This window comes from Pseudomonas sp. UBA6276 (assembly GCF_002438365.1).
Classification (GTDB): Bacteria; Pseudomonadota; Gammaproteobacteria; order Pseudomonadales; family Pseudomonadaceae; genus Aquipseudomonas; species Aquipseudomonas coleopterorum.
In genome coordinates this window covers 1-12,038 of the sequence record NZ_DJUS01000166.1, presented here as the reverse complement: position 1 = coordinate 12,038, position 12,038 = coordinate 1, and the positions used below count along the sequence as shown (strand labels likewise).

Genomic DNA, 12,038 nt, shown 5'->3' with positions numbered 1-12,038 from the left:
GAAACCTTCGGCCCGCTGGCGCCGCTGTTCCGCTTCCAGGACGAAGCCGAAGTGATCGCCATGTCCAACGACACCGAGTTCGGCCTGGCGTCGTACTTCTATGCCCGCGATATGAGCCGGGTGTTCCGTGTCGCCGAAGCGCTGGAATACGGCATGGTCGGTATCAACACCGGTCTGATCAGCAACGAAGTGGCGCCGTTCGGCGGCATCAAGGCTTCGGGCCTGGGCCGTGAAGGCTCCAAGTACGGCATCGAAGACTATCTGGAAATCAAATACCTCTGCATTTCGGTGTAACCCACCGCGCAGACACCCTTGGCGGCCGGCGTCCGCAGCAGTCGATCATCGTATGCTGCTGCGGTACTCACCGACCGCTCAATCCTTGAATCACGCCGACCGATGAGCGGCGAATGAGGAATTTCATGAGCAAGACCAACGAATCCCTGATGCAACGCCGCCAGGCGGCCGTCCCACGCGGCGTGGGCCAGATTCACCCGATTTTCGCCGAATCGGCGCAGAACGCCACGGTCACCGACGTCGAAGGCCGCGAGTTCATCGACTTTGCCGGCGGTATCGCGGTGCTCAACACCGGCCACGTCCACCCCAAAGTGATCGCCGCCGTACAGGCGCAATTGCACAAACTGACCCACACCTGCTTCCAGGTGCTGGCGTACGAGCCCTACGTTGAGGTCTGCGAGAAGATCAACGCCAAGGTGCCGGGCGACTTCGACAAGAAGACCCTGCTGGTGACCACAGGCTCCGAAGCCGTGGAAAACGCCATCAAGATCGCGCGTGCCGCCACCGGCCGTGCCGGTGTCATCGCCTTCACCGGCGCCTACCACGGTCGCACCATGATGACCCTGGGCCTGACCGGCAAGGTCGTGCCGTACTCGGCCGGCATGGGCCTGATGCCCGGCGGTGTGTTCCGTGCGCTGTACCCCTGCGAATTGCATGGCGTGAGCGTCGACGATTCCATCGCCAGCATCGAGCGCATCTTCAAGAACGACGCCGAAGCCCGTGACATCGCCGCGATCATTCTGGAGCCGGTGCAGGGCGAGGGCGGCTTCTATGTCGCGCCCAAGGCTTTCATGCAGCGTCTGCGCGCCCTGTGCGATCAGCACGGCATCCTCTTGATCGCTGACGAAGTGCAGACCGGCGCAGGCCGTACCGGCACGTTCTTCGCCATGGAGCAGATGGGTGTTGCGCCCGACCTGACCACCTTCGCCAAATCCATCGCTGGCGGCTTCCCGCTCGCCGGTGTGTGCGGCAAGGCCGAGTACATGGATGCCATCGCACCGGGTGGCCTGGGCGGCACCTACGCCGGCAGCCCGATCGCCTGCGCCGCGGCACTGGCCGTGATGGAAGTGTTCGAGGAAGAAAACCTGCTCGATCGCAGCAAGGCCGTTGGCGAGCACCTGGTAGCAGGCCTGCGTGCCATCCAGTCCAAGTACCCGGTCATCGGCGATGTGCGTGCGCTTGGCGCGATGATTGCCGTCGAGCTGTTCGAAGGCGGCGACACCCACAAGCCGAACGCCGCAGCAGTGGCCCAGGTCGTGGCCAAGGCGCGCGACAAGGGCCTGATCCTGCTGTCGTGCGGTACTTACGGAAACGTCCTGCGCATCCTGGTCCCGCTGACCGCGCCAGACGAGCAGTTGAACAAAGGCTTGGCCATCATCCAAGAGTGTTTCGCTGAACTGGCTTGAGTGATGTGATCGTTTGATAGAAAACCCGCTTCGGCGGGTTTTTTTATGGGGTGGTTTTATTTTGGCTGGCTATGCACTGATCAAGGATGGCACGAGCGATCCAGTCGGGATTGTCTTTGAAATAAGGTAATCAACGACGCCATCACTTCTGCACGTAAACAACGGTTTCCGAGGGGCGCAGCACGCTGAAGGTCGCGCTATAAATATCAAGCTGAGCCGGTGCTTTACCGAGCCCTTGATTCTTCAACAGGCCGTTTGCAGCACGGCGCGGTATGCGCTAAAAACCCTCTGCTGGATCCATCGTTCTGCACGACCGACACGTCATACTGTCGGTGCTCACGCATCACGGCCCTGACCCGGCCTTCACCTCTGGCTCATGGAGTGCGCCTATGAATGCTGTTGTCAGCATGTCCCCTCGTGTGTTGATCGCCGATTCCGACCCCTGGATGCGTGATCTGCTGTCCCAAATGCTGCTGGCCGTACGGGGCGATGCGCGTCTGCAAATGTGCGCGACGGGGCCTGATGCGTTGGAGCATCTGCGTGAGCTACCGGATCTGGTGATCGCCACACGCGAGCTGCCGGGTATCAGCGGTCTCGATCTGTTGCGCGGCGTACGCAAAAGCCCTCGCCTGGCGACCGTGCCCTTTATTCTGCTGAGCGAGCGCGGCGACAGTGCCAGTGTGCGTGAAGTGCTGCCGTTGGCGCCGACGGCGTACCTGACCAAGCCTGTGGATATGGCAGGTTTGAAAGCGCGTCTGCTGACCTTGCTGCCAAACTCGGGAGATGTTGGAGCGCAGCGGGCTCCACAGATCGCTGCAGGTACTACGTTGGACCACTATGTCGAGCGTCGGCGCCTGGAGTGCGACGGCGGCCCTTTGTTGTGTGATGTGCAGGCGGCCGTGATTCGCGCATCGGGAGATATGAAGGTATTGGAAGCCAACCTGCGCAGTGATCCGCAGGTCACGGCAGTGCTGATCAGCGCGGCCAACAGCGCCGCGAAACCAGGTGCGTCGCCGGTATTGACGCTGCAGCAGGCACTGTACGCCTTGGGTGTCACACAGAGCAGAAACCTGTTGCTGGCCCTGGCCTCCAAACCAGGCGCCTACCTGACCGACCCACTGTTGCTGGAGCGGGCCGAGGTCTGCTGGAACCGCTCGGCCCACACCGCGGAATTCGCCCGCAGCATTGCGCGTCAGCAGCAGCTGGATGAGTGGTTTTGCCACTGCGCAGGTTTGTTGCACTGCCTGGGTGACCTGGCGTTGCTGCGGGTGTTGCAGGAATGGCAACTGGCGGGCGGCGAGCTCGACGAAGTCCGGATCACCCAAGTGCTACGTACTTTCAGCGCGCCTTATGGATCGGAACTGCGCCGACGCTGGCGGTTGCCGCTTGAACTGCGAGAGTTGATTGCCGCAGCCTATCAATTGGGCGGAGGGGTCTACTCGAGGGAAAAGTTGATTGTGAATGTTGCGGCGCAAATGGCGTCGCTGGGGGCAGATGAAGATGTCACCCAAATCGCTCAAGGCAAACCCGCACGGTTACTCAAGATAGGGGTGTCGCAGTTGAACTGGTGGCGAGGGGCGCCGATGATTCGCTGATGTGCTGAACTACGCCGGGACATGAATAACGGCCTTTATCTGACCACGGGCCTTCGCGGCGATCGAGAGAGGTTGGGATCAACCACCCCAGCAATGCTCAAATATTGTCTGGGCAATCCAGGGCAGGTTACGTTGATATTCTGGAAATACCTCGAAGCGGCCCAGCATGCGGTCGGTGCAGATGAATACCTTTTGGCCTGAGCCTGCGATGGTGCAGATACCGCCAAAGCTGACATTACCTTCGCGCGATGTGGTAACCGGCAAGGTATAGAGGCTTTCACATGACTGGATTTCAGTAGTGTTTTGATTCCAAAGAGCGTTGTCTCTGAATTCTTTTGTGACAGACTCCCAGTCCTCCAAATCAACTTTAGTTAACCTGGAATAAGCAGGAGGAAAGCTTAGGCAGTTTTCGCTATCAGAATTAGCCGTAACCGATAGCGGGATAAGTGTGGCAATTATAAATAATTGTTTCATGTGTAACCCCTTGAGTGGTTATTCTCCGTAGCTTCATGGAAAAGTAAACCATGACCTGGCATATGGCTCAAGGAAACGAATATGTCTTTTTAATAGAGAGCAATGAAGTTGGCTAGCACAACATCCACCCAATGGGCTTTGATCTAGGTAGATAATTCTGCAAGTTGATACCACATGCTTGAATTCCCTAATGGGCCAGACGCGATCAATCCAGCACGGTTGCATAAAATAGGCGTGTCGCAATTGAACGAATGGCGGGGGACACAAATGGTTCGCTGACCTAGGCGGGCACGATCTGATTCTTGCCCTGGCGCTTGGCCTGGTACATGGCGGCGTCGGAGCGCGAGAAGAGTGAGTCGAGCATTTCGTCCTGGGGCTGGATGCTGGTCAGGCCTTGGCTCACGGTGACGCCGTAGCTCTTGCCGTTGTGGTTGAAGCTCATCCGTTGGATCTCGCGTTGCAGGCGCTCGGCGATCTGCATGGCCATGTCTGGGGCGCAGCCTGGGAACACCGCGGCAAACTCTTCGCCGCCGATGCGCCCGAACAGGTCACCACGGCGCAACACCGCGCGGCCGGTTTCGGCAATGCGTTGCAGCACGTGGTCGCCCTCCTGGTGACCGTAGGTATCGTTGATCATCTTGAAGTCATCGATATCCAGCAGCAGGAAGGCCATCGGTGTGTCATTGAGGCGGGATTGTTCGAATTCGCGGTGGGCGCACTCGAAGAAGTGTCGGCGGTTGCTGCTCTGGGTCAGCACGTCAGTGGTGGCGAGGCGCTGTAGCTCGCCTTCCAGGTGCTTCTTTTCGGTGATGTCCTCGGCGATGCCCACCACGATGACGCGCTGACCGGGATCCGCCTGGTGGCTGACGAAGCATTTGTCGCTGAGCCAGCGGATCTGACCGTCGGCACTGATGATGCGGTACTCGCGATCTTCGACGGCGCCCTTGTCGAGGACCTCGGCGAGGCTGCGGTCGGCATAGTCGAGGTCGTCAGGGTAGATGCTGTCGCGCCATTCGTTGTAGTCGGCCAGCAACAACCCCACCGAGCGACCGAAGATCCGCTCGTAGGCAGGGCTGACGTAGATCATCTGCTGAGTTTCCCAATCGAACGCCCAGAGTACCGCATTGACGCTGACCAACAGCGAGCTGAATAGCTGTTCGCGCTCTTTCAACCGCGCGACTTCACCTTGGGCATGCATCAAGGCGAGTAAGGTTTCGGCAGCTTCGGGTAAGGGCTTGACGGGTGTAGAAGGTAATTTTTTATTGACCATCATCACGGCATCTCAGAGGCGTTGGGATTACTGCGAACGGATGCGCGAAAAAGGCGCGGCCCAGGCATGACCCCAGGCGGTAGCGCTATGAGTCTGAGAGCGGAAAACTGTGATGAAGTTCCGACGGTACGCCCCGGGGCCGGGGCGTACCGATAAACGGCTCAGGCTACCGCAGGCCTCAACGAATAGGTCTTGAGCTGGGTCGCAAAGTCGCGCAACGAGTGGATACCACTGGCTTCCGCTTCTTGGATCCAATCCTTGATGGCGGCCAGCATATCATGCCCGTTGGAACTGGTGCGCGCCCAGATCTGTTGCAGGGCCAGGCGCTTTTCGTAGATGACTTTCAAGGGGTGGCTGTGTTCGAGCATCGTCTGGATATGCAGATGATGGCCCTCGTCCAGCAGGCTGGTTTCACGGGACAGCAGGCGCTTGGCACGGCGAAATTGGTGGCGTACCGATTCGTCGACCTTGCTCAGTTCCTGTTGCACGAGGGGGGCGATGACCAGCTTGCGGTACTGCGCCATGATCTGGAAGCGGTTGTTCAGGATCGCCATGGCGGTGTCCATGTCGAGCTGGCCCTTGCCTTCCACGCGGTGGGCGATCGGGGCCACACGCTGCACCTTGGCCAGGCGCAGCCAGGTGAACAGCTTGATCCAGGCCCAACCCATGTCGAATTCCCATTTCTTGACCGACAGCTTGGCCGAGTTGGGGTAGGTGTGGTGGTTGTTGTGCAGCTCTTCGCCGCCGACGATGATGCCCCAGGGCACCAGGTTGGTGGCCGCGTCGCGGCATTCGAAGTTGCGGTAGCCCACGGCATGACCCAGGCCGTTGATGACGCCGGCGGCCCAGAACGGAATCCACATCATCTGCACGGCCCAGACCGTCAGGCCCAGGGCGCCGAACAGCAGCAGATCGATGACCAGCATCAGCACCACGCCGCTCAGGCGAAAGCGTGAGTACAGGTTGCGCTCGATCCAGTCTTCGGGACAGTTCTTGCCATAGATGCGCAAGGTGTCGGGGTTTTCAGCCTCTTTGCGGTAGAGCTCGGCGCCGGTGCGCATGACGGTGCCCAGGCCCTTGATGACGGGGCTGTGCGGGTCGTCGACGGTTTCGCATTTGGCGTGGTGCTTGCGGTGGATGGCGGTCCACTCGCGGGTGTTCTGGGCAGTGGTGAGCCAGAGCCAGAAACGGAAGAAGTGCTTGAGCCCGGCGTTGAGTTCCAGGGAGCGGTGGGCAGAATAGCGGTGCAGATAGACAGTGACACCGACAATGGTGACATGGGTCAGCAACAACGTGACTGCCACCACTTGCCAGGCGGACAGATCGAGAAAACCGTTGTACCACATAGGCGGGAGGGCCCTCGGTTGGGTGGGTAATGCGTGCAGCGCATTATCGACAAGCTATCAGAGAAAGCCAGTCGCTCTTTTGAAGAAGAGTCGCTGAATGTTTCTATTCTATAATTGATACACATTTTATGTGGGCCGATTGACCCTATGTCCGTTTTATCTCGGGTTACAACGCGCGCCGTTGTGATTTACCTGATTGTCTGCGTGTTGTGGCTTCTATTGTGCGATCGATTGTCCAACGGCCTTTTCGGTGCCTCGCTGGCTGGATGGGAGCTTCATCTGGCCACTTGCGCTGTGTGGCTGCTGGGCAGTGCCTTTGCCTTCGCCTGGCAGCGTGCGCGCCAGGCCAATCGCGAAAGCCGACGCCTGGCGGCAGCGGTCTTCGACTGCACCGCCGATGGTGTGCTGGTGACCGATACCGCAGGGTGCATCCAGCAGGTCAATCGGGCCTTCATGGCGATCACCGGGTACGAGGAGCACGAAGTGCTGGGGCAGAACCCGAGCAGGTTCAAGTCCGGGCAGCACCCGCCGGCCTTCTATGAACAGATGTTCGGCACGCTGGCCGAGCATGGTCAGTGGAGCGGCGAGATCTGGAACCGTCGCAAGAGTGGTGACATCTATCCACAGTGGCAGACCATCCGCGCCGTCCGCGATGATCGGGGAATGCTGAGCCATTACGTGGCGGTGTTCTCCGACATCAGCGCGATCAGGCATTCACAGCGCGAGCTGGCCCATCTGGCGCAGCACGACCCATTGACCGGGCTGCCCAACCGCCTGCTGTTCAGCCGCCGTGCCGAGCACGCGTTGAACACGGCCAGGCTTGCACACCGCAGCTGCGCCTTGCTGTTGATCGACCTCGATCACTTCCAGAACGTCAACGACAGCTTCGGTCATGGCGTGGGTGACCGGTTGTTGATGGCGGTGGTCGAGCGGCTGCAGTCGGGACTGGGCGAAGAAGTAACCCTGGCCCGCCTGGGAGGGGATGAGTTCGCCGTGCTGGTGGAAGGCGAGTTGCGCAGCGGTCAGGCGACGGCGCTGGGGCAGGCACTGCTTGAAGGCATGCGAGCACCTTTCGTCATCGATGGCCACACCTTGTTCATCAGCGCCAGCATGGGCATCAGCGAGTTTCCCGACGATGCCCAAGGCGCCGAACAACTGTTGCGCAATGCCGATTCGGCGCTGTTCCAGGCCAAGGCGCGGGGTCGTTCGAGCTATGCCTTGTACACCGAAGAGCTGACCGCGCGCGCCCAGCAGCACATCGAAGTGACCGCTGAACTGCGGCAGGCTTTGGCGGATGGTCAGCTGTGCGTGCATTACCAGCCGGTGCATGCACTGCGCGACACCGCCATGGTCGGGGTTGAAGCGCTGGTGCGCTGGCAGCATCCGGAGCGCGGGCTGGTGCCGCCGGGACAGTTCATACCGATCGCCGAGCGCAGCGGTCTGATCGCCGAGATCGACACCTGGGTGCTGGCCACCGCCTGTCGGCAGATGCGCCAGTGGCAGGTCGAGGGCAAGGCACTGGATTTCGTGGCGGTGAACATCTCCAGCCGTCTGTTCAGCCACCATGATCTCTGCCGGCAGGTCGAGAAGGTCCTGGCCGAGACGCAACTGGCGCCTGCGCACCTGGAGCTGGAAGTCACCGAAAGTGCGGTGATGGATGATCCGGACCGCGCCCTCGAGCAGCTGCATCACCTGCGCGACCTGGGTCTGCAGTTGGCGATCGACGATTTCGGCACCGGTTATTCATCCTTGCTCAGGCTCAAGCGCCTGCCGGTGCACAAGCTCAAGATCGACCAGGGTTTCGTTGCCGGCCTGCCGGGTGACGAGGACGATGTGGCGATCACCACGGCGATCATCGCCTTGGCCCGCAGCATGGGCATGCAGGTGCATGCCGAGGGCATCGAGCAGGTTAGCCAGGCACGGTTCCTCCTGGAACATGGGTGCGGCCTTGGCCAGGGCTACTGGTTCGGTCGCCCGGTGGAGGCCAGCGCATTGCCATGGCAATGCAGTGAATAGCCAAAAATCACGTTTGGTTATATAAAAATTCTTAAACAGTATTTTTAAGAATAATAGGACCTCTCTAATATCGCGCTCACGCCACCTTGGCACCCCCTTACCCAGGAGCATGATCATGAGCGCATCGCTACGCAGCGTAGAAGGACAGGACGAAGCCACCATTCTGCGGGAAATTCAGAGCGCGCTGCGCGACCTGCGTTTCGGTGCGGTGGAGATCACCGTTCACAACGCTCAGGTCGTGCAGATCGAGCGCAAGGAAAAATTCCGTTTGCAGAACCCGGGCAACAAGCCCAGCTGAATACGCGCCCTGCGTATCAGTCATAAGAAAAACACCCGCCATTCCAGGAGCTTCGTCCATGTCTATCCGCCGTTATGCCTTGGCAGCCCTCGCCAGCGCCGTATTTGCCGGTTCCGCAGTCGCCAAGGACTACGAGCTGCTCAACGTGTCCTACGATCCGACCCGTGAGCTGTATCAGGAATACAACGCTGAGTTCGTCAACTTCTGGAAGAAAGAACACGCCGGTGACAACGTGTCGATCAAGCAGTCCCATGGCGGTTCGGGCAAGCAGGGCCGTGCGGTGATCGATGGTCTGCCCGCTGATGTGGTAACCCTGGCGCTGGCGGGCGACATCGACGAAATCAGCAAGCTGGGTAAATCGCTTCCGGAGAACTGGCAGACCCGCCTGCCGGATGCGAGCACGCCGTACACCTCGACCATCGTGTTCCTGGTGCGCAAGGGCAACCCCAAGGGCATCAAGGACTGGGGTGATTTGATCAAGAACGATGTCTCGGTGATCACCCCCAATCCGAAAACCTCTGGCGGTGCCCGCTGGAATTTCTTGGCCGCCTGGGCCTATGGCCTGAAGGCCGGTGGTGGCGATGAGGCCAAGGCCAAGGAATACGTGCAGACGCTGTTCAAGCATGTACCGATCCTCGACACCGGTGCGCGCGGTTCGACCATTACCTTCGTCAACAACGGCCAGGGCGATGTGCTGCTGGCCTGGGAAAACGAAGCGTTCCTGGCACTGAAGGAAGATGGCGGCGCGGACAAGTTCGACATCGTCGTGCCTTCGCTGTCCATCCTCGCCGAGCCGCCAGTGGCGGTGGTCGACAAGAACGCGAAGAAGAAAGGCAACGAGGAAATCGCCGAGGCTTACCTCAAGCACCTGTACAGCCCGGCTGGCCAGGAAATCGCGGCGAAGAACTTCTATCGTCCGCGCGACAAGGACGTGGCGGCCAAGTACGAGAAGCAATTTCCGGCGTTGAATCTGGTCACTATCGATAAGGATTTTGGCGGGTGGAAAACGGCGCAGCCCAAATTCTTCAATGACGGTGGGGTGTTCGACCAGATTTATCAGGCTCAATAAGTTATAGACATGTGTTGAGGCGGCTGGCCTCTTCGCGGGCAGAGCCCCGCTCCCACAGTTTCATATGAACCCTGTGGGAGCGGGCTCTGCCCGCGAAGAGGCCATGATGCGTAAACCTGTACCAACCAAGGACTTCTATGTCGCGTCGTATCTCCCCCGTCATACCCGGCTTCGGGCTGACGCTGGGCTACACCGTCGTGTACCTCAGCCTGATTGTGCTGATCCCCCTGGCCGCCATGTTCGTGCATGCCGCGCAGCTGACCTGGGAACAGTTCTGGACCATCGTCACGGCACCCCGCGTTCTTGCTGCGTTGAAACTCAGTTTCGGCACGGCGTTGTGCGCGGCCATCATCAACGGTGTGATCGGCACGCTGCTGGCCTGGGTGCTGGTGCGCTACACCTTCCCCGGACGCAAGATCATCGATGCGATGATCGACCTGCCGTTCGCCCTGCCCACGGCCGTGGCAGGCATTGCCCTGACAGCGTTGTACGCGCCCAATGGTCTGGTCGGGCAGTTCGCTGCCGATCTGGGCTTCAAGATCGCCTACACACCGCTGGGGATCACCCTCGCATTGACCTTCGTCACCTTGCCGTTCGTGGTGCGCACGGTGCAACCGGTGCTGGCCGACATTCCGCGTGAGGTCGAGGAAGCTGCGGCCTGCCTGGGTGCCAAGCCCCTGCAGGTATTCCGCTTCATCCTGGCACCGGCGCTGTTGCCCGCCTGGCTCACCGGCTTCGCCCTGGCCTTCGCCCGAGGCGTGGGTGAGTACGGCTCGGTCATTTTCATTGCCGGCAACATGCCGATGAAGACCGAGATCCTGCCGCTGCTGATCATGGTCAAGCTGGACCAATACGACTACACCGGCGCCACGGCCATCGGCGTGATGATGCTGGTGGTTTCCTTCATTCTGCTGCTGCTGATCAATCTGTTGCAGCGGCGCATCGAAACCCCTTGAAGGAGGCTCCGCACATGTCTGCATCTTCCATTGCTGCCTCCACCAATGCGGCCCGACGTGGCAGCGCCACTTCGCGGCGGGTGTTGATCGCCCTGGGTTGGCTGATCTTCGCCGTGTTTCTGTTGTTGCCGTTGCTCATCGTCGTATCCCAGGGCCTGAAGCAAGGCTTGGGGACATTCTTTGCCGCCATCTTCGAGCCCGATGCATTGTCGGCGCTCAAGCTGACCGTGTTCGCCGTGCTCATCTCGGTGCCGCTGAACCTGGTCTTCGGCGTCAGCGCGGCGTGGTGCGTGAGCAAGTATTCGTTTCGTGGCAAGAGCATTCTGGTCACCCTGATCGATCTGCCGTTTTCGGTATCGCCGGTCATCGCCGGTCTGGTCTACGTGCTGATGTTCGGCGCCCAGGGCCTGTTGGGGCCGTGGCTGCAGGACCATGACATCCAGATCGTGTTCGCCTTGCCCGGCATCGTGCTGGCGACGATCTTCGTCACTGTACCGTTCGTGGCCCGTGAGCTGATCCCGCTGATGCAGGAGCAGGGCACGCAGGAAGAGGAGGCGGCGCGCCTGCTGGGCGCGAACGGTTGGCAGATGTTCTGGCACGTCACTGTGCCGAACATCAAGTGGGGGCTGATCTACGGCGTGGTGCTGTGTACCGCGCGGGCGATGGGTGAATTCGGTGCCGTGTCGGTGGTGTCCGGCCACATTCGTGGCGTGACCAACACCCTGCCGTTGCACGTGGAGATCCTCTACAACGAATACAACCACGTCGCCGCCTTTGCCGTTGCGAGCCTGTTGCTGATCCTGGCGCTCTTCATCCTGCTGCTCAAGCAGTGGAGCGAGTCCCGTATTGACCGCCTGCGCAACAGCGCCGCGGAGGAATGATTAATGTCGATCGAAGTTCGTAACGTCAGCAAGCGCTTCAATGCCTTCCAGGCCCTGGACTCCATCAATCTGGACATCCAGAGTGGCGAGCTGGTGGCTTTGCTGGGCCCGTCCGGGTGCGGCAAGACCACCCTGCTGCGCATCATCGCCGGGCTGGAAACCCCCGATCAGGGCAACATCGTGTTCCATGGCGAGGACGTGTCCGGCCATGATGTGCGGGATCGCAACGTCGGCTTCGTGTTCCAGCACTACGCGTTGTTCCGGCACATGACGGTGTTCGACAACGTGGCCTTCGGCTTGCGCATGAAGCCCAAGCGCGAGCGGCCGACCGAAACGGTGATTGCGCAGAAGGTGCATGAGCTGTTGAACATGGTGCAGCTGGACTGGTTGCACGATCGCTATCCCGAGCAGTTGTCCGGTGGCCAGCGCCAGC

Annotated in this window: 12 protein-coding genes; 9 read left to right on the top strand and 3 right to left on the bottom strand. The window is 60.2% G+C overall.

The features are described from left to right. The 3 genes from B2V21_RS19185 to B2V21_RS19175 form a co-directional block, all read left to right on the top strand. Positions 1 to 294: aldehyde dehydrogenase family protein (locus B2V21_RS19185; protein WP_286917715.1), on the top strand; the 294-nt coding region annotated here is incomplete at its 5' end. 125 nt (positions 295 to 419) lie between these two features. After that, positions 420 to 1,700 carry a 4-aminobutyrate--2-oxoglutarate transaminase gene (gene gabT, locus B2V21_RS19180; protein WP_286917714.1) on the top strand — a complete coding sequence of 427 codons (1,281 nt, stop codon included), beginning with the start codon at positions 420 to 422 and terminating at the stop codon, positions 1,698 to 1,700. A 389-nt stretch (positions 1,701 to 2,089) separates the two neighbouring features. After that, a complete protein-coding gene (locus tag B2V21_RS19175; RefSeq protein WP_286917713.1) occupies positions 2,090 to 3,295 on the top strand; it encodes an HDOD domain-containing protein in 1,206 nt (401 codons plus the stop codon). A 78-nt stretch (positions 3,296 to 3,373) separates the two neighbouring features. Here B2V21_RS19175 and B2V21_RS19170 read toward each other — a convergent pair whose 3' ends face one another. From B2V21_RS19170 to desA, 3 genes are all read right to left on the bottom strand, one after another. Then, complete coding sequence (locus tag B2V21_RS19170) at positions 3,374 to 3,769, bottom strand: hypothetical protein (RefSeq protein ID WP_286917712.1); 396 nt, start codon at positions 3,767 to 3,769, stop codon at positions 3,374 to 3,376. Between the two features lie 280 nt (positions 3,770 to 4,049). Then, entirely contained in the window at positions 4,050 to 5,039 is a 990-nt protein-coding gene (locus B2V21_RS19165) for a GGDEF domain-containing protein (protein WP_049859012.1), read from the bottom strand. A 161-nt stretch (positions 5,040 to 5,200) separates the two neighbouring features. Further along, a complete protein-coding gene (desA, locus tag B2V21_RS19160; protein WP_049859003.1) occupies positions 5,201 to 6,385 on the bottom strand; it encodes a delta-9 fatty acid desaturase DesA in 1,185 nt (394 codons plus the stop codon). 147 nt (positions 6,386 to 6,532) lie between these two features. On the opposite strand from desA, the gene dibA reads away from it, so the two are divergent. The 6 genes from dibA to B2V21_RS19130 all read left to right on the top strand — a co-directional run. Continuing rightward, positions 6,533 to 8,401, top strand: coding sequence for a phosphodiesterase DibA (gene dibA / locus B2V21_RS19155; protein WP_286917711.1), 1,869 nt, complete (start codon positions 6,533 to 6,535; stop codon positions 8,399 to 8,401). Positions 8,402 to 8,516: 115 nt separating this feature from the next. Next, a complete protein-coding gene (gene oscA, locus B2V21_RS19150; protein WP_043191814.1) occupies positions 8,517 to 8,699 on the top strand; it encodes a sulfur starvation response protein OscA in 183 nt (60 codons plus the stop codon). Between the two features lie 58 nt (positions 8,700 to 8,757). Next, complete coding sequence (locus tag B2V21_RS19145; protein ID WP_049859005.1) at positions 8,758 to 9,768, top strand: sulfate ABC transporter substrate-binding protein; 1,011 nt, start codon at positions 8,758 to 8,760, stop codon at positions 9,766 to 9,768. A gap of 137 nt (positions 9,769 to 9,905) precedes the next feature. Further along, the gene (gene cysT, locus B2V21_RS19140; protein ID WP_056844570.1) at positions 9,906 to 10,724 is read left to right on the top strand and encodes a sulfate ABC transporter permease subunit CysT; all 819 of its coding nucleotides are present in this window, start codon (positions 9,906 to 9,908) and stop codon (positions 10,722 to 10,724) included. 14 nt (positions 10,725 to 10,738) lie between these two features. Beyond that, positions 10,739 to 11,605, top strand: a complete 867-nt coding sequence (gene cysW / locus B2V21_RS19135) for a sulfate ABC transporter permease subunit CysW (RefSeq protein WP_056844569.1) — start codon at positions 10,739 to 10,741, stop codon at positions 11,603 to 11,605. A 3-nt stretch (positions 11,606 to 11,608) separates the two neighbouring features. Continuing rightward, positions 11,609 to 12,038: ATP-binding cassette domain-containing protein (locus tag B2V21_RS19130; protein WP_286917710.1), on the top strand; the 430-nt coding region annotated here is incomplete at its 3' end.

What these genes read in the sequence shown, in the direction of transcription:
- gabT (WP_286917714.1), top strand. Translation starts at nt 420, where the DNA reads ATGAGCAAGACCAACGAATCCCTGATGCAACGCCGCCAGGCGGCCGTC.
- B2V21_RS19175 (WP_286917713.1), top strand. Translation starts at nt 2,090, where the DNA reads ATGAATGCTGTTGTCAGCATGTCCCCTCGTGTGTTGATCGCCGATTCC.
- B2V21_RS19170 (WP_286917712.1), bottom strand. Translation starts at nt 3,769, where the DNA reads ATGAAACAATTATTTATAATTGCCACACTTATCCCGCTATCGGTTACG.
- B2V21_RS19165 (WP_049859012.1), bottom strand. Translation starts at nt 5,039, where the DNA reads ATGGTCAATAAAAAATTACCTTCTACACCCGTCAAGCCCTTACCCGAA.
- desA (WP_049859003.1), bottom strand. Translation starts at nt 6,385, where the DNA reads ATGTGGTACAACGGTTTTCTCGATCTGTCCGCCTGGCAAGTGGTGGCA.
- dibA (WP_286917711.1), top strand. Translation starts at nt 6,533, where the DNA reads ATGTCCGTTTTATCTCGGGTTACAACGCGCGCCGTTGTGATTTACCTG.
- oscA (WP_043191814.1), top strand. Translation starts at nt 8,517, where the DNA reads ATGAGCGCATCGCTACGCAGCGTAGAAGGACAGGACGAAGCCACCATT.
- B2V21_RS19145 (WP_049859005.1), top strand. Translation starts at nt 8,758, where the DNA reads ATGTCTATCCGCCGTTATGCCTTGGCAGCCCTCGCCAGCGCCGTATTT.
- cysT (WP_056844570.1), top strand. Translation starts at nt 9,906, where the DNA reads ATGTCGCGTCGTATCTCCCCCGTCATACCCGGCTTCGGGCTGACGCTG.
- cysW (WP_056844569.1), top strand. Translation starts at nt 10,739, where the DNA reads ATGTCTGCATCTTCCATTGCTGCCTCCACCAATGCGGCCCGACGTGGC.